This is a genomic window from Brevundimonas sp. TWP1-3, from assembly GCF_049896085.1.
Classification (GTDB): domain Bacteria; phylum Pseudomonadota; class Alphaproteobacteria; order Caulobacterales; family Caulobacteraceae; genus Brevundimonas.
This window is the reverse complement of record NZ_JAFCTP010000001.1, coordinates 1,481,430-1,497,563: the sequence shown is the minus strand read 5'-3', so window position 1 is coordinate 1,497,563 and position 16,134 is coordinate 1,481,430. Positions and strand designations below refer to the sequence as shown.

Here is a 16,134-nt window from a genome sequence, read left to right as displayed (position 1 = left end):
GATCAAGGCACGATGGTCATCCGACGCACCTGCGATGCGAAAGAACTGGGTCCCGGCTTTCGCCGGGATGAGCGGGAGAAAGGGTTCAACTGGAGCCGGCTAAAGAACCTCCAGCACCCACTTCGGCGGACGGCCGATGACGGCGACCTTGTCGGTCTCGACGATGAGGCATTCGATCAGAATCGGCTGGGCGATGGCGGCGGCCAGTAGGGTTTCATCGTCGGCTCCAGGCCCTGCTCGCGCAGCAGCGCCAGGGCGTTGCGCGACGTGCCGCATTTCGGATTGTGGAAGATGACGACGGTCGTTTAGGGCTCGTTCCTGAGGCGGTGCAGCAGCATCGCGCCCTGCAGGGACGCCACATAGATGACGGTCGAGACCGCGGCCGCCGGCCAGGTGGTCAACAGGATCCACAACGGCAACTCGGGGGCCGGCATCGACCCCAGCAACCGCATGCCCAGATTGGCCACCAGACTGTAGGCCATCAGGGCCAGCATGATGATCGGGATCGCGCGCGTCATCATCCGCCACTGAACCGCAGCCAAGGCCCCGTATAGGATCACGGAAAAGATCGCACCGAAGCCGATGGCGTAGGGCCAGATCACCTTCATGAACTCGCGTTGCGTCGCAACCTCGTCGGACGACAGACCCATGCGGGCGTATTCGGCGCTCATCGCCGTGTCGAACCAGCCGGACGTGAACATCCACCAGGTGGGAAGCAGACCGACGATCAGGGCGATGCCCAGGCCGATCACCATGGACCGCGCGGACCGTTGAGCCTCGGCCATGCCGCGCGGCAAGATCAGCGGGTTCATGGCCCGAAGCCATAGATCGATCATCGTGCGTGTCATGTCGCCTCCCTGTTCGGGCGGAAACTAGCGGTGATCGGCGACGACTTACAGACCCCCACCTTCACCTTTGCAGTCGGGGCGTCTAGGGTCCGGCCGATGCGGATTCTGACCTCTGACCAGGCCGTCCTCGACCACGTCGCCGCGCGACGCGAGGCCATCATCGGGCGCACCATCGACTGGGCGAACATCAACTCCGGCAGCCGCAACGCAGCCGGACTGAACGCCGTGCTGGAAGCGCTGGAAGCAGCGGCGAAGGCTCTGCCCGTCACAGTCGAACGCATCCCGACGCAAGGTTCGACCAGCGTCGGCGACGACGGTTCGGTGCGCACCGAGGCCCATGCCGACGCCCTGAAGATCACAGCCCGGCCCGATGCGCCGATCCAGGTCGTGCTGACCGGCCATTACGACACGGTCTTTCCCGCCGAGAGCCGGTTCCAGACCGTGACGACGCGGGCGGACGGCGCCCTGAACGGTCCCGGCGTGGCGGACATGAAGGGCGGGATCAGCGTGCTGCTGGCCGCGCTGGAAGCGTTCGAGACCCACCCCGACCGGCACGGCGTCGGCTGGACCGTGCTGCTGAGCCCCGACGAGGAGATCGGTTCGCCCGCCTCGGCTCCCCTGCTGGCCGAACTGGGCGCACGGGGGCATGTCGGCCTGACCTATGAGCCGGCCTTGGCGGACGGGACGCTGGCGGGGGCGCGCAAGGGCAGCGGCAACTATCATCTGATCGTGACGGGTCGCGCGGCCCACGCCGGTCGCGCCTTCGAAGAGGGCCGCAATGCGGTCGCCGGCGCCGCCATCATCGCCGCCGCCCTGCATGAGCTGAACGGCCAGAGGGACGGCGTCACCGTAAACGTGGCCAAGATTTCCGGCGGGGGCGCGCTGAACGTCGTCGCCGACAACGCCGTGGTGCGCTTCAACGTGCGCGTCCCGGACAAGGCCGCCGCCGACTGGATCGACGCCTCGGTCCGCGTCATCGCCGCTGCGCCGCCGTTCGACGGCCTTACGCTGGATCTCCACGGCGGCTTCACCCGCGCGCCCAAGCCAATGGACGCGGCCCAGACCGCCCTGTTCGAGGCGGTGAAGGAAGCCGGCGCCCTGCTGGGGCAACCTATCGCGTGGAAGCCGTCGGGCGGAGTGTGCGAGGGCAACAACCTGCACGCCGCCGGCCTGCCCAATATCGACACCCTGGGTGTCCGGGGCGGCGACATCCATTCGGATCAGGAGTTCGCCTGGCCCGACAGCTTCGTCGAACGCGCCCAGCTGAGCGCGCTGATCCTGTGCAAGATCGCGTCGGGCGAGATCGACGCGGCCAAACTGAAATCCCTGCGGATGGAAACTCTCTAGAATGCTCGTCGTCCGTCCTGCCGGCCCTGCCGATCTCGATCACCTGCTGGAGCTGGCCATCCTGTCCGGCCCCGGCTTCACCAGCCTGCCCGAGGATCCCGACGCCCTGTCCAACCGGCTGGAACTGAGCCAGGCCAGTTTCCGGGGCGAGGTCACGCCGCAGGAGGCCTGGTACACGCTGATGCTGGAAGACGGCGACACCGGCGACATCGACGGGGTCGGATCGGTCAAGGCGACGGTGGGGCTGAAGCGGCCGTTCTTCTCGTTCCGGGTGGTCCACAATACGGCGTCGTCGCCGTCTCTGGGCGTCAAGCTGGATCATCAGACCCTCGTGCTGGTCAACGAATGCACCGGCTGGACCGAGGTCGGTTCGCTATTCCTGAAGGCGGATCGACGCAAGGGCGGCGCGGGCCGTCTGCTGAGCCAGTCGCGCTACATGCTGATCGGCGCCCAGCCCGAGCTGTTCGCCGAGAATGTGCTGGCCGAGTTGCGCGGGGTCTTCACGCCCGACGGCGCCTGTCCGTTCTGGGACCATGTGGCGCACAAATTCTTCCCGATGGAGTTCGATCACGCCGACCGGATGAGCGGATCGACCGACAAACAGTTCATCCTGGACCTGGCGCCGCGCCACCCGATCTATACCGAGCTGCTGCCCGAACCGGCGCGCGCGGTGATCGGCAAGGTGCATCCGCAAGGGGTGCCGGCGATGGCCCTGCTGGAAAGCGAGGGCTTCCGGCCCAATGGTCTGGTAGATATCTTCGATGCCGGTCCCACCGTGTCGTGCGGGCGCGACAACATCCGCACCGTGCGCGATGCGCGCCGTCTGACGGTCGAGATCACCGACCGGGTCGAGGCCGAACTGCCGGCCCTGATCTCGACCGACAGCATCGCCGCCTTCCGCGCCGTGCGGGCCAAGGCGGACATCCACGGCGACACGGTTCGCATCGGCGCCGAGACCGCTGCGGCCTTGAAGGTGGGCGCCGGCGCCGGCGTGCGGGTGAAATCGTGATGAGCGGACTGGAATAGAGCCATGACCATTTTCAACTCCACCGACCCCGCCACCGAAGCCGTGAACTGGGAAGGCGAAGCCGCCAGCCCCGTTCAGGTCCACGCCGCCGTGGACGCCGCCCGCGCCGCCTTCCCCGACTGGGCCGACCGTCCGCGTCAAGACCGGATCGACGCGGTCAAACGCTATCAGGCCGTGCTGAAGGACCGCGCGGCCCAGATCGCCGAGGCCATCGCCCGCGAGACCGGCAAACCGCTTTGGGAGACCAAGACCGAAGCGGCCGCCATGTTCGGCAAGGTCGACATCTCGATCCGCGCCTATGACGAACGCACCGGCGAACGCACCAGCGACACCGCCTTCGGCCGTGCGACCCTGCGTCACCGGCCGCACGGCGTGGCGGCGGTGCTTGGCCCGTTCAACTTCCCCGGCCACCTGCCCAACGGCCATATCGTCCCGGCCCTGCTGGCCGGCGACACCGTCGTGTTCAAGCCGTCCGAGGAGACGCCCCTGGTCGGTCAGGTCATGGCCGAGGCCTTCGCCGCCGCCGACCTGCCGACCGGCGTGGTCAATGTGGTCCAGGGCGGACGCGAGACCGGCGCGGCCCTGCTGGACGCCGGGATCGACGCCCTGATGTTCACCGGCTCGGGGGCAGCCGGCGCGCATTTTCGCAAGAAGTTCGCCGATGACCCGCACGTCATACTGGCGCTGGAGCTGGGCGGTAATAATCCTCTGGTCGTCTGGGATGCCGCGGACGCTGAGGCGGTGGCGGGTATCGCCGTGCAGTCGGCCTTCATCACCACCGGCCAGCGCTGCTCGTGCGCCCGTCGCCTGATCGTGCCGGAGGGAGCGCAGGGCGACGCCATCATCGAGGCCGTCGCCGCCCTGTCCGACCGGCTGGTGTTCGGCCCGTGGGACAGCGATCCCGAACCCTATGCCGGACCGCTGATCTCGGCCCGCGCGGCGGAGGCGGCGCTGAAGGCTTTGCAGGAACGGATTGACAGCGGGGCCAAGGTCATCCGCGCCTCGGGGCCCGTCGCCAACCTGCCGGGCGCCTTCGTCAAGCCGGCCATCATCGACGTGACCGGGATCGACGTGCCGGACGAAGAGATGTTCGCCCCCTTCCTGTCGGTGACCCGCGTCCCGACCTTCGACGCCGCGATCCAGGCCGCAAACGCCACCCGCTACGGCCTGTCCGCCGGTCTGGTCAGCGACGATCCAGCCAACTGGGACCACTTCATCCGCCGCATCCGTGCGGGCGTGGTCAACTTCAACCGCCCCACCACCGGCGCCGCCGGCGACATGCCTTTCGGCGGCCTGGGCGCCAGCGGCAATCACCGGCCCAGCGCCTACTACGCCGCGGACTATTGCGCTTATCCGGTGGCGAGTTTCGAGGCGGATGCGGTCGCGAACATCGAGGGCGAGATCAAAGGGTTGAGGGCGTGAGCGGGCGGCCTAAATCTCCCTCCCCTTTATGGGGAGGGGTGATCGCGCAGCGATCGGGGTGGGGCCCGAAAGGGCGTGAGCGAGATCTTCGTACTGCCCCACCCCGGCTCCGCTGCCGCGTCGCCGCCCCTCCCCATGAAGGGGAGGGAGAATCTTGGTGAGCGCCGTCGAAGCCAACGCCGACGGCCTGATCGGCCCGACGCACTCGTACGCCGGTCTGTCGCCCGGCAACCTGGCCTCCAGCCTGAACAAGGGCGAGGCGTCGAACCCGCGCGCGGCGGTGCTGCAGGGGCTCGACAAGATGAAGACCCTGGCGGACCTGGGTCTGCCCCAGTTCGTCCTGCCGCCGCACGAGCGGCCGAACATCCCCTTCCTGCGGACGCTGGGGTTCACGGGATCGGACTCCCAGGTGCTGGAGCGGGCGTGGAAGGATGCGCCGTCCTTCGCCGCCGCCGCCTGTTCGGCCTCGCCCATGTGGGCCGCCAACGCCGCGACAGTGACGCCCAGCGCGGACGCGGCCGACGGCCGGGTGCATTTCACGCCAGCCAATCTTATCACCAATCTGCACCGGTCGCTGGAGCATCGGCAGACGAAGCGGGCGCTGGACGCCCTGTTCCCAGATCCCGAGCGGTTCGCGGTTCACGACGCCCTGCCCTCGGTCGCGCATTTAGCCGACGAGGGCGCGGCCAACCATGTGCGGCTATGCGCCGAACATGGCGCGGCGGGCGTCAATCTGCTGGTCTGGGGGCGAGAGGCGTTCGAGCCTTGGGACGGTCCCTACCCCGCCCGCCAGACGCGCGAGGCGTCGCAGGCCGTGGGACGTCGCCACGGGGCGAGCGGCGTTGTTCTCGCCCAACAGTCTAAGGCGGCCATCGCCGGCGGGACCTTCCACAACGACGTAGTCTGCGTAGGGGCGCTGGAGACCCTGTTCTTCCACGACCTGGCGTTCGAGGACACGGGTGGAACCCAGGACTCGATCCGCCGCGCGGCCGAAGGCCTGTTCGACCCAATCTTCGTCGAGGTCTCGTCCGCCGACCTGCCCCTGGCCGACGCCATCAGCTCCTATCTGTTCAACTCCATGCTGATGCAGATTCCGGGCGAGGATCGTCTGACCCTGATCTGTCCGACCGAGACCCGCGACAACCCACGCAGCCATGCGGTCGCGCAGGGTCTGGCTGCCTCCAACGGCCCCATCGGCCAGGTGCGTTACGTCGATGTGCGCCAGTCGATGCGCAACGGCGGCGGGCCGGCGTGTCTGCGTCTACGGGTCGTGCTGAACGCGGCGGAGCTGGCGGCGACGAATCCGGCGATGCGGCTAACCGACGCCCTGCACGCCCGGCTCAAGACCTGGGGCGAGCGCTGGTATCGCGACGAACTGCGTCCCGCCGATCTGGCGGACCCAACTCTGCTGGACGAGAGCCGGGGCGCGCTGGATGAACTAACGGCGATCCTGCACCTGGGCGAGGACTTCTATCCTTTCCAGCGCTGACTATGTTCGTCTCGGCCCGGCGAGCCATTTCGTTTCCCGTCGTTCGCGGCGCGAGGAGGTAACGGCCCTCCGCCGGACCAATCAGGCCGCGAAACGCCCGCCGCGCTGTGCGTAGGCCTGGGTGCCGCGCGTAAAGACATGATCGGACGGCAGGACGGTCTCGATCGGCAGATCGGCTTGGCCCTTCAGCGCCGCATAGACAGGGCCGAAGTCCTTCAGCGTCTCGTCCTTCAGGGCTTCCAGACTGTCGATGACGAAATAGACCTGCTGGAAGTCGTCGATCCGGTAGAGGGTGCGCATCACCCGCTCCAGATCGAAGCCCAGACGGTTGGGCGACGGGTCGTCCAGGGCGAACACGCTCTCGGTCGCCGAGGAGACGATGCCGGCGCCATAGATGCGCAGGCCGTCGGTGTCCTGCATCAGGCCGAACTCCACCGTGTACCAATACAGACGCGCCAGGTTGGGCAGCATGCCCAAACCGGCGGCGCGTTGGCCGCCCTTGCCATAGGCCTCCATATAGGCGGCGAAATCGGGGTCGGTCAGCATCGGCACATGGCCGAAGACGTCGTGGAAGATGTCGGGCTCCTGGAGATAGTCCAGTTGGTCCGGCTTACGGATGAACTGGCCCGAGACGAAGCGGCGGTTGGCCAGGTGGTCGAAGAAGACCTCGTCCGGCACAAGGCCCGGCACGCAGACCACGGTCCATCCAGTGAGAGCCTGAAGCTTGGGATTGATCACGTCGAAGTCGGGAATGCCGCCGGCGTTCAGGTCCAGAGCGTCGAGGCCGCGCAGAAAGGCGTCGCAGGCCCGGCCAGGCAGGATCTTCATCTGGCGGGCGTACAGGGTGTCCCAGGTCTGGTGCTCGACCTCGGTATAGGCGGCCCAGTTCTGCGGAATCGTCCAGTCGGGGGCCGCCCCCTCGGGCGGCTGTTCGAAGACGTGTTCGAAGTCGGACATGGAGCGCTCCTCTTTTGCCGACAGTCTAGCCCGGAGCCGCCGCGCCTTCCAACCGCCAGTCCAAAAGTCAGTGCAGTTGTTCGTCCAGAGGCGCATGGTGGCCAAGGCCGTCGGTGGTGAACCAGCGTTCGGCATCGTCGGGCAGCAGGACGGATCGACCGTCTTCCAGCACGGCTTCGGCCGCATAGGCGACGAAACCGCCGTCGTCGCCCAGGGCATAGACGCGGTAGAAGGGCTGATCGGCGGCGACCAGGCCGGTCTCTCCAGCCGGGCCGTCATAGGCGTGATCCACGTCCATCACCACGCCGCGAAAGGCGTCGTCGCGGTGGCGGACGATCTGGCCGATGGCGAAGCGGGCTGTGTGAACCTGGGTCATCGGTCCTGATACGACCCGACGCATGACCCGAACGCCTGCCGGTCTGTTCATCTTCCTGACAGAATGGCTTGGCGCGGACGATCTTCGCGGGTTAGGCTAATCGGGACGGGCGCCGTTTTGGACCGCCCACATCGGAATGACGACCCATGCCGGAGACCCACGGCGCGCCCCGACGGCGCGACGAGCGGTCCCAGCCTTCCCGTTCGCGGGATGCGTCGGGTCGGGATGCGCCGCTGTATGGCGCGCTCGATCTGGGGACCAACAATTGTCGGCTGCTGATCGCGCGGCCGTCGCGCGAAGGCTTTCGCGTCGTCGACAGCTTCAGCCGCATCGTGCGGCTGGGCGAAGGTCTGTCACGGACGGGCCTGCTCGACCCCCGCGCCATGGACCGGGCCTATGACGCCCTGGCCCTGTGCGCCGAGCGGATCGTCAGGAAGGGCGTAGACTCGGCCCGCCTGAGCGCCGTCGCCACCCAGGCCTGTCGTGCGGCCGAGAACGGGGCCGAATTCATCGACCGGGTGCGCAAGGGAACGGGTCTGCGACTACGGATCATCGATCCGTCGGAAGAGGCGCAGTTGGCGGTCGAGGGGTGTCTGAACCTGATCGATCCCAAGGCCGAGGCGGTGCTGGTCATCGATGTCGGCGGCGGCTCGACCGAGATGTCGTGGCTGAGGCGCGAAGGCGTGGAATGGACCACCACAGCCTGGATGTCGGCGCCGGTCGGGGTGGTGACCCTGGCCGAGCGGCACCCGGAACCCCCGAACTCGGGCGAGGCCTGGTACGAGGCCATAGTGGCGGACATGGGCGCGGCCATTGCGGCCGGCGGCATCGTCGATGAACCGATGCTGGAGCTGTTTCGCCAGGACCGGGCCCATCTGGTCGGCACCTCGGGCGCGATCACCAGTCTGGCCGGCATCCACCTGAACCTGCCCCGCTATAACCGCGACCGGGTCGACGGGTTGTGGATGACGCGCGGAGAATGCGAGGCGGCGGCGGATCGGCTGAAGGCCCTAGGGCCAGACGGGCGGGCGCGCGAGGCCTGCATCGGTCCCGACCGGGCGGACCTGGTGCTGGCGGGGGCAGCCATTCTGGAGGCGGTTCAGCGGGCCTGGCCGTCCGAGCGGGTGCGGGTCGCGGATCGTGGCCTGCGCGAAGGCCTGCTGCTGCAGCGGATGCGCGAGGATAAAAAGCCGACGAAGAGCCGCAGGCGTCGGCGCGGTCGGGGTAGAGGGCCGGCGCCCGCCGCCTGATCAGGCCGCAGGCGTGATCCGCACCGGCAGTTCGATGTCGCACACCGAGAAGTCCGCGCCACGCGCCTGACGCGCCTGCTGCACCAGGGTCTGGAAGGTGGCGGAGTTGGTGTTCAGCACCGACGCCGTGGGGCGCTCTGGGGCGGGCAGGTCCGAGGCGACACGGACGCGGGTCATCTGGTCCGGTTCCTGGACCAGGCCGTCGGGCGTGCCGCTGGCCTTCAGAGCGCGCACCACGTCCAGACCGGACACGACGCGGCCCCAGACGGTGTAGCGCTTGTCCAGCGCCGGATAAGCCTGACGCATCAGAAAGAACTGGCTGTTGGCGGTGTCGTTGCCCTCGTCGCGCGCCATGCCGGCGACGCCGGGGCAATACAGGGCCCAGCCGTGGACCTTGTTGTCGCCGGTGCCCGACATCAGGGCGTCGGGCTGGGTCTGGACGGGAATGGAGTCGATGAAGCCGACCAGGGCGCCGACGGGGGCCGCGACAGGTGTGAAGGCCATATCCGCCCCGCGGCGGAAGGTGAACTCGCCTTTCAGATCGGGATACCAGCTCTGCCCTTCGCCGGTGCCCAGCGGGTCGCCGGTCTGGGCCATGAACCAGTCGATCACCCGATGCCAGACCAGATTGTCGTAGAAGCCGCGCGAGGCCAGCAGCCTGATCCGTTCAACATGGGCCGGGGCGATCTGGGGCGCCAGTTCGACCAGGACCTGCCCCTTGTTGGTGTCGATCACCAACAGGTTCTCGGGAGCGACCGTGCGCCACTCGGCTGGAGGCGGCGGCGGCGCAGGCACGGCGGTCGCGTCCTGGGCCAGGGCGGCCCCGGCCGTCGCGGTCAGCACCGCTGCCGCGATCATCAGACTACGCATCGTCATCGTCCCCTCCCCGTCGTCTTGAAAACGTCAGCCGCCGACGACCTCGGCCACCGGTTGAACGTCACAGATGCTGAAGCCGTTACCGCGCGCAGCGCGTGTGGCGGCGATCCGTTCGGCGAAGGCGGCGCTGCTTGCGTTCAGAACGCGCACCGTTGGACGGCTGGCCTCCGGCATGGCCGAGGCCATGCGGACCTGGGTCATGGTGTCGGGGTCGGTGACCTTGCCGTCCTCGGCGTCCGAGCCCTTCTTCAGCTTGCCGACCACATCCAGGCCGGAAACGACGCGACCGAAGGCGGTGTAGACGCCGTCCAGCTGGTCGCGCGCGCCCATCATCAGGAAGAACTGGCTGTTGGCGCTGTCGGGCGCGCCCGAGCGGGCCATGCCCAGCACGCCGGGGCAGAACAGGCCGTGGGCGTCGACCTTGAAGTCGGCGGTGACCATCATCTGGGCGTCGGGCTGGGTCTGGACCGGCAGATCGCTGACCAGGCCGCGCACGCCGGGGCCGACGCTGGGCACGGCGACGAAGCCGGCGTCACGACCGCGCCGAAAGCTGAACTCGGCCTTCAGGTCAGGAAGCTCGCTGCCGCCTTCGCCGGTGCCTTGCGGGTCGCCGGTTTGCGCCATGAATTCAGGAATGACGCGGTGGAACTTCAAGCCATCATAGAAGCCTTGGTTGGCCAGGGTGCGGATGCGTTCGGCATGGTTGGGCGCCGCGACCGGAACCAGCTCGACCAGAACGCGGCCCTTGGACGTGTCGATGACCAGCAGGTTTTCCGGCGCGATGGTGCGCCAGTCGGAGGCCGCTGGCGTGGTCTGAGCCACAGCCGGGGCCGAAACCTGGGCCTGGGCCGCGCCGCTCGCCAGGAGGGCGGCGGCGGCCGCGATGATCGCCTTACGCATAGTCTATCAAATCCCGTTCTTGACCTTGGCCCGCACGCGCTCGGCGATGGCGGGGCTGACGAAACTGTCGATCGCGCCGTCCAGCCGGGCGATCTCCTTGACCAGACGCGAGGCGATCGCCTGATGACGCGGATCGGCCATCAGGAATACCGTCTCGATGTCCTGATTGAGGCGCTGGTTCATCGCCGTCATCTGGAACTCGTATTCGAAGTCGGCGACGGCCCGCAGGCCCCGGATGATGACGTTGGCGTCCAACTCTTCGGCGAAATGCATCAGCAGAGTGGAGAAGGGCTGGACCACGATGTCGCCGCCGAAGCCGGCGACCTCGGCCTTGAGCATCTCGACGCGCTCGGCGGTGGAGAACAGCGGCCCCTTTTCGTCGTTCTGAGCCACGCCGATGACCAGCCGGTCCACCAGCTTCAGCGCGCGCTTGATGATGTCGGTATGCCCGTTCGTCACCGGGTCGAAGGTGCCCGGATAAAGCCCGATGCGCATGCGTGTCTCCCCAGCCTGTCGCGTGCCGTTGCGGTCGTTTAGCAGGTGCGAAATCAGCGGCCTAGCCGGCTGACGCCATCGTCATCGTCGCGGGCGTCATCGCTGCGGATCGCGATGACCTGCGGCGGCTGGGCGGACCAGGCGGCCTCGATCCGGGCCAGCAAAGCCGGATCGTTGGCGAAGGCGACATCATCAATCGCGGTGATGGGGCAGACGGGCGTGGCGCTGTTGCACAGGAAGGCGGCGTCGAAGGAGCCGATTTCAGAAATGGAGACCGGGCGGTTGTCCGAGGCCAAGCCAGCCTCGGCCAGACCGCGCTGGATCACCGCCTGGGTCACGCCGGCCAGCATCGGCGCTTGGGGCCAGACGATGCGGTCGCCCAGGACGAAACCGACGTTCCACAGCGTGCCTTCGGACACCCGCCCCTGCCCGTCCACAAACAGTGCGTCGTCGAAACCGGCGCCCCGCGCGGCGCGGCGCACGCGGATCAGGCCGAAGGTGGCGAGGTGTTTCAGATGCGGGGCTTCGCGTTCGTAGGAGACGGCGGTGACGCGCACGCTGCTCGCCAGCGGCGGCGGAGGCGGTGAGACGACGGTCATCACCTTGAGGCGACCGACGAAGGACGGGTTTCGATGGCCGATCTCGGGCGAGAACAGGCTGACGCGCAGCCAGCAGGCGTCGCGGCCGGCAACGGCGAGGGCCATCAGGCGGCGAAACTCGGTCTCGCCGGGGCTCTCGCAGAACAGTTCGACGGCGGCCTGGTCCAGACGTGCAAGGTGGAGGTCGAGGCCGCGCACGGCGCCGTTCTCTACGCGGAAGGAGGTGTAGGCGCCGTAGTTGACCAAGGCCTGGTGGGCGAGGTCTTCAGGCGATGCGGGGTGGCCGTCGATCAGGATGTCCAACCAAAACCTCCGCAATATTCCTTCCTTCTCAAAGAGGGAGAAGGTGGCCCGGAGGGCCGGATGAGGGGTTACGGTGTCGATCGCGTCGTACAGCGTAACCCCTCACCCTTTCGCGCTTGCCGATCGCTACGCTCTCGGGCGCTCAAGCCCTCTCCCGATGGGAGAGGGTCTTGGTTTTAGACTTCGGTCTCGCCGCCCTCGTCTGCGACATCGACATCATCCGACCCGCCGCTATCCGGCAGGCGTTCGACCGAGACGACCTTTTCGTCCTTGCCGGTGCGGAAGATGGTGACGCCTTGGCTGGAGCGGCCGACGATGCGGACCTGGTCGATGCGGGTACGGATCATCTGACCGCCCGAGGTGACCAGCAGCAGGTCGTCGGTTTCCTCGACCGGGAAGGCCGCCGCCAGGCGCGTGCCTGCGCGACCGCCTAGGCCGTGAGCCGTCAGGCCCTGGCCGCCGCGACCCGTGCGGCGGTACTCGTAGGCCGAGGACCGCTTGCCAAAGCCGGTCTCTGTGACCGTCAGGATGAACTGTTCGGCGGCGCCCAGTTGGGCGATGCGTTCGACGGTCAGAGCCGCATCCGCGACATCGTCTTCAGCCTCGGCCGGAGCCGCGACATCCTCTTCCGCGTCCGCGCCGGCCAGGGCCTTGCGCATGGCGTTGGCGTGTTTGACGTAGGCGGAACGTTCCTCCGGCGTCGCATCGACCCGGCCCAGGATGGCCATGGAGATGACCTCGTCGCCGTCTTGCAGGCGAACGCCCCGGACGCCGGTCGAATCCCGCCCCTTGAACACCCGCACATCGTCGGCCTTGAACCGGATCGCGCGGCCCAGGGCCGTTGTCAGCAAGATGTCGTCGTCGGCGGTGCACAGGCCGACGCCGACCATGCGGTCGTCGCCTTCCAGCTTCATGGCGATCTTGCCGGCGCGGTTGACGGTGGCGAAGTCCGACAGCTTGTTACGGCGCACGTCGCCCGCCTGGGTGGCGAACATGATGTCGTAGTCGCCCCAGGTCGTTTCGTCCTCGGGCAGGGGCAGGACGTTCATGATGCTGTCGCCCGGCTCGATGGGCAGCAGGTTGACGAAGGCCTTGCCGCGCGAGGTTGGATTGCCCAGCGGCAGGCGCCAGGTCTTCAGCTTGTAGGCCTTGCCGTTGGTGGCGAAGAACAGGACCGGGGTGTGCGTCGAGGCGCTGAACACGCCGGTGATGGCGTCCTCGTCCTTCATCGTCATCCCGGACTTGCCCTTGCCGCCGCGATGCTGGGTCCGATAGGCGTTCAGGGCGACGCGCTTGACGTAGCCGCCGTGGGTGACGGTGACGACCATGTCCTCGCGCGGGATCAGGTCCTCGTCCTCCATCTCGCCGTCGCCTTCCCCGATCAGGGTGCGACGCGGCACGGCGAACTGATCCTTCACCGCGATCAGGTCGTCGCGGATGATGGCCAGGACGTTCTTGCGGTCCGACAAGATGGTCAGGTGGCCCTGAATCGTATCGGCCAGGCCGCGCGCCTCGCCGAAGATGTCGTCACGGCCAAGGCCAGTCAGGCGCGACAGGGTCAGGGCCAGGATGGCGCGGGCCTGTTCGTCGGTCAGTTGCAGGCTGTCGCCGTTGATGACGACGCTGCGCGGGTCGGCGATCAGTTCGACCAGGGCCATCATGTCGCCCACGGGCCAGGCCTTGCCCTGCAGCCGCTCGCGCGCCTCGGTCGGATCGGCCGAGGAGCGGATGATGTGGATCACCTCGTCGATATTGGCGACGGCGACGGCGAGACCGACCAGGACGTGGCCGCGATCACGCGCCTTGTTCAGCTCGAACTTGACGCGGCGAACGACGACTTCCTCGCGGAATTCGAGGAAGATTTGCAGCAGGTCGCGCAGGCCCATCTGCTCGGGCCGGCCGTGGTTCAGCGCCAGCATGTTGACGCCGAACGAGCTCTGCATGGCGGTGTAGCGCCACAACTGGTTCAGGATCACGTCACCGGACGCGTCGCGCTTCAGCTCGATGACGATCCGCATGCCCTGGCGGTCGGATTCGTCACGGACGTCGGAGATGCCTTCCAGACGCTTCTCACGCACCATTTCGGCGATGCGTTCGATCAGGGTCTGTTTGTTGACCTGGAACGGCAGTTCCGTGACGATAATGGCCTCGCGATCCTTGCGGATCTCCTCGACCGAGGCGCGGCCGCGCACGACCACCGAGCCGCGACCGTCACGCAGCGCATTGCGCGGGGCGGTGCGGCCCATGATCTCGCCGCCCGTCGGGAAGTCAGGACCGGGGACGATGTCCAGCAGGGCGTCGTCGGAAATGTTGGGGTCGTCCAGCAGGGCCAGGGCCGCATCCACGACCTCGCCCAGATTATGCGGCGGGATATTGGTCGCCATGCCGACGGCGATGCCGCCCGCGCCATTGACCAGCAGGTTCGGGATCCGCGCCGGCAGGACGACAGGCTCCAGCTCCTTCTCGTCGTAGTTCGGCTGGAAATCGACGGTGTCCTTGTCGATATCGGCCATCAGGGCGACGGCGGCCGGGGCCATACGGGCCTCGGTATAACGCATCGAGGCGGGCATATCGCCGTCGACCGAGCCGAAGTTGCCCTGGCCATCGACCAGCATCAGACCCATCGAGAAGGGCTGGGCCATCCGCACCAAGGCCATATAGACCGAGGCGTCGCCGTGGGGGTGGAACCGGCCCAGCACGTCGCCGACGACGCGGGCGCATTTCGAATAGCTGCGCTCGGGCGTCATGTTCAGGTCGTGCATCGAATACAGGATGCGACGGTGAACCGGTTTGAGGCCGTCCCGGGCGTCAGGAAGCGCGCGCGAAACGATCACGCTCATGGCGTAGTCGAGGTACGAACGCTTCAGTTCGTCCTCGATCGTGATCGTGGAAATATCGGAGCCGCCGCCTCCCGGAACTATGGGGGTCGCGGCGTTTTCGTGGCTGTCGTCGGTCAATGAAGCGTGGCTTTATGCGGCCGGAATCGGAACGTGATCCGCTGTGACGATTTCTAGCATTCCAGGGGCTCGGTGGCAAAGCGACGTCGCCGTGAAAGCCCGTCTCTGAAAGGACTTTTCACATGCGCGCCTACACTCTCGCCGCCGCCCTCATGATCGCCTCTCCGCTGGCACTGACCACGGCCTGCGCCGCGACCGGAAACGCCCCGCAAACCCACGTCGAACGTGCGCCCGTCGGGGCGACGGGACAGGCGGTCCTGATCAACGCCTCGGGCGCCAATATCGGCCGCGTCGACCTGCGCCAAGGGCCGACCGGCCTGGTGATCAAGGTCGAGGCCTCGGGCCTGACGCCCGGCTGGCACGGCATCCACATCCATGCGACCGGCGAATGCGCCGCGCCCTTCACCTCGTCCGGCGCCCACATCAACCACGGTGAACCGAAAGCTCCGCACGGTCTGCTGAACGCGGCGGGTCCGGACGACGGCGACCTGCCCAACATCTGGGCCGGCGCCGACGGCAAGGTGAACGCCGAACTGTTCACCCCGCGCGCCCGCATCTCTTCGGAAGGCCCCGGCCAATGGCTGTGGGACGCCGACGGCTCGGCCATTATCATCCACGCCAATCCCGACGACCATTCGACCCAGCCCATCGGCGGCGCGGGCGACCGGGTGGCCTGCGCGGCGCTCAGCGCAAGCTGAGCCTTCCCTAAATATTGAGGATGGCCCGCTGGACCCTGTTCAGCGGGCTTCTTTTTGCGCCAGCAGGCGACGGATCAACTCGGTCTGCTCTTCCTGGCGCGCAGTCAGGTGCTCGACCTTTTCCAGCAGGGCCATGATCTCGATCTCGGCCTTCAGGTTGACCTGATAGTCATTGCCGGCGTCCAGGCGGTCCTTCTGCGCCTGGCGTTTCTGGCTCATCATGATGATCGGCGCCTGGGCGGCGGCGATCATCGACAGCATCAGGTTCAGGAAGATGAAGGGATAGGGGTCGAAGGCGTCGCGCCTGAGAACCAGATTCAGCACCGTCCACACCACCAGGAACAGGCCGAACGCGATCAGGAAGGTCCAGGAGCCGCCGAACGTGGCCACCCTGTCCGCCAGCCGCTCGCCGAAGGTCTGGCGGTCGTCGAAGGTCTCGTTGATGTCCTCGGAGATCGGCCGACGTTCGGCCGTGCTGCGAACGACGCTGGCGGCGTTGGCGGGCAGTTCGTGCGTCGCCTTGCCCAGCCAGCGGCGAGAGACGTGGTCGGCGTCGAGGGGGGCGTGAGGCATGGCGGTCTCCTGAATCG

General features: G+C 67.5%; 16 protein-coding genes. 6 read left to right on the top strand and 10 right to left on the bottom strand.

Annotated features, from left to right (window positions below; genetic code table 11):
• Positions 1-99 precede the first annotated feature (99 nt).
• A complete protein-coding gene (locus ACP693_RS07495) occupies positions 100-276 on the bottom strand; it encodes a hypothetical protein (protein ID WP_426017752.1) in 177 nt (58 codons plus the stop codon).
• Between the two features lie 29 nt (positions 277-305).
• Positions 306-848, bottom strand: coding sequence for a hypothetical protein (locus tag ACP693_RS07490; protein ID WP_426017753.1), 543 nt, complete (start codon positions 846-848; stop codon positions 306-308).
• A gap of 96 nt (positions 849-944) precedes the next feature.
• On the opposite strand from ACP693_RS07490, the gene ACP693_RS07485 reads away from it, so the two are divergent.
• The 4 genes from ACP693_RS07485 to astB all read left to right on the top strand — a co-directional run bounded on the left by ACP693_RS07485 (position 945) and on the right by astB (position 6,133).
• A complete protein-coding gene (locus ACP693_RS07485) occupies positions 945-2,195 on the top strand; it encodes a hydrolase (RefSeq protein WP_426017755.1) in 1,251 nt (416 codons plus the stop codon).
• Position 2,196: 1 nt separating this feature from the next.
• Complete coding sequence (locus ACP693_RS07480) at positions 2,197-3,204, top strand: arginine N-succinyltransferase (protein ID WP_426017757.1); 1,008 nt, start codon at positions 2,197-2,199, stop codon at positions 3,202-3,204.
• 21 nt (positions 3,205-3,225) lie between these two features.
• The gene (astD, locus tag ACP693_RS07475; RefSeq protein ID WP_426017759.1) at positions 3,226-4,644 is read left to right on the top strand and encodes a succinylglutamate-semialdehyde dehydrogenase; all 1,419 of its coding nucleotides are present in this window, start codon (positions 3,226-3,228) and stop codon (positions 4,642-4,644) included.
• A 154-nt stretch (positions 4,645-4,798) separates the two neighbouring features.
• A complete protein-coding gene (gene astB, locus ACP693_RS07470; RefSeq protein ID WP_426017760.1) occupies positions 4,799-6,133 on the top strand; it encodes an N-succinylarginine dihydrolase in 1,335 nt (444 codons plus the stop codon).
• 81 nt (positions 6,134-6,214) lie between these two features.
• Here the strand turns inward: astB and phhA are convergent, their stop codons facing one another.
• Both phhA and hspQ read right to left on the bottom strand, forming a co-directional pair.
• Complete coding sequence (phhA, locus tag ACP693_RS07465; protein ID WP_426017762.1) at positions 6,215-7,090, bottom strand: phenylalanine 4-monooxygenase; 876 nt, start codon at positions 7,088-7,090, stop codon at positions 6,215-6,217.
• 67 nt (positions 7,091-7,157) lie between these two features.
• On the bottom strand, positions 7,158-7,466 hold the full coding sequence (gene hspQ / locus ACP693_RS07460; protein ID WP_426017763.1) for a heat shock protein HspQ: 309 nt from the start codon (positions 7,464-7,466) through the stop codon (positions 7,158-7,160).
• A gap of 146 nt (positions 7,467-7,612) precedes the next feature.
• On the opposite strand from hspQ, the gene ACP693_RS07455 reads away from it, so the two are divergent.
• Positions 7,613-8,716 (top strand): Ppx/GppA phosphatase family protein, encoded by a 1,104-nt coding sequence (locus ACP693_RS07455; RefSeq protein ID WP_426017765.1) that lies wholly within the window; start codon positions 7,613-7,615, stop codon positions 8,714-8,716.
• Here ACP693_RS07455 and ACP693_RS07450 read toward each other — a convergent pair whose 3' ends face one another.
• The 5 genes from ACP693_RS07450 to gyrA form a co-directional block, all read right to left on the bottom strand.
• Positions 8,717-9,586 (bottom strand): peptidylprolyl isomerase, encoded by an 870-nt coding sequence (locus tag ACP693_RS07450; RefSeq protein WP_426019605.1) that lies wholly within the window; start codon positions 9,584-9,586, stop codon positions 8,717-8,719.
• A 33-nt stretch (positions 9,587-9,619) separates the two neighbouring features.
• A complete protein-coding gene (locus ACP693_RS07445) occupies positions 9,620-10,492 on the bottom strand; it encodes a peptidylprolyl isomerase (RefSeq protein WP_426017767.1) in 873 nt (290 codons plus the stop codon).
• Between the two features lie 6 nt (positions 10,493-10,498).
• A complete protein-coding gene (coaD, locus tag ACP693_RS07440) occupies positions 10,499-10,987 on the bottom strand; it encodes a pantetheine-phosphate adenylyltransferase (RefSeq protein WP_426017769.1) in 489 nt (162 codons plus the stop codon).
• Positions 10,988-11,040: 53 nt separating this feature from the next.
• A complete protein-coding gene (locus ACP693_RS07435; protein WP_426017771.1) occupies positions 11,041-11,889 on the bottom strand; it encodes an aminotransferase class IV in 849 nt (282 codons plus the stop codon).
• 176 nt (positions 11,890-12,065) lie between these two features.
• Positions 12,066-14,846: a DNA gyrase subunit A gene (gene gyrA, locus ACP693_RS07430; RefSeq protein ID WP_426017773.1), complete on the bottom strand. Its 2,781-nt coding sequence runs from the start codon at positions 14,844-14,846 to the stop codon at positions 12,066-12,068.
• Positions 14,847-14,968: 122 nt separating this feature from the next.
• Between gyrA and ACP693_RS07425 the strand changes: the two genes are divergently transcribed.
• Positions 14,969-15,544 carry a superoxide dismutase family protein gene (locus ACP693_RS07425; protein WP_409719184.1) on the top strand — a complete coding sequence of 192 codons (576 nt, stop codon included), beginning with the start codon at positions 14,969-14,971 and terminating at the stop codon, positions 15,542-15,544.
• A 39-nt stretch (positions 15,545-15,583) separates the two neighbouring features.
• Here the strand turns inward: ACP693_RS07425 and ACP693_RS07420 are convergent, their stop codons facing one another.
• A complete protein-coding gene (locus ACP693_RS07420; RefSeq protein WP_426017775.1) occupies positions 15,584-16,117 on the bottom strand; it encodes a DUF1003 domain-containing protein in 534 nt (177 codons plus the stop codon).
• Positions 16,118-16,134 lie beyond the last annotated feature (17 nt).

Coding starts and splice junctions, on each gene's coding strand:
- ACP693_RS07495 (WP_426017752.1), bottom strand. CDS start 276: ATGCGGCACGTCGCGCAACGCCCTGGCGCTGCTGCGCGAGCAGGGCCT.
- ACP693_RS07490 (WP_426017753.1), bottom strand. CDS start 848: ATGACACGCACGATGATCGATCTATGGCTTCGGGCCATGAACCCGCTG.
- ACP693_RS07485 (WP_426017755.1), top strand. CDS start 945: ATGCGGATTCTGACCTCTGACCAGGCCGTCCTCGACCACGTCGCCGCG.
- ACP693_RS07480 (WP_426017757.1), top strand. CDS start 2,197: ATGCTCGTCGTCCGTCCTGCCGGCCCTGCCGATCTCGATCACCTGCTG.
- astD (WP_426017759.1), top strand. CDS start 3,226: ATGACCATTTTCAACTCCACCGACCCCGCCACCGAAGCCGTGAACTGG.
- phhA (WP_426017762.1), bottom strand. CDS start 7,090: ATGTCCGACTTCGAACACGTCTTCGAACAGCCGCCCGAGGGGGCGGCC.
- hspQ (WP_426017763.1), bottom strand. CDS start 7,466: ATGACCCAGGTTCACACAGCCCGCTTCGCCATCGGCCAGATCGTCCGC.
- ACP693_RS07455 (WP_426017765.1), top strand. CDS start 7,613: ATGCCGGAGACCCACGGCGCGCCCCGACGGCGCGACGAGCGGTCCCAG.
- ACP693_RS07450 (WP_426019605.1), bottom strand. CDS start 9,586: ATGCGTAGTCTGATGATCGCGGCAGCGGTGCTGACCGCGACGGCCGGG.
- ACP693_RS07445 (WP_426017767.1), bottom strand. CDS start 10,492: ATGCGTAAGGCGATCATCGCGGCCGCCGCCGCCCTCCTGGCGAGCGGC.
- coaD (WP_426017769.1), bottom strand. CDS start 10,987: ATGCGCATCGGGCTTTATCCGGGCACCTTCGACCCGGTGACGAACGGG.
- ACP693_RS07425 (WP_409719184.1), top strand. CDS start 14,969: ATGCGCGCCTACACTCTCGCCGCCGCCCTCATGATCGCCTCTCCGCTG.
- ACP693_RS07420 (WP_426017775.1), bottom strand. CDS start 16,117: ATGCCTCACGCCCCCCTCGACGCCGACCACGTCTCTCGCCGCTGGCTG.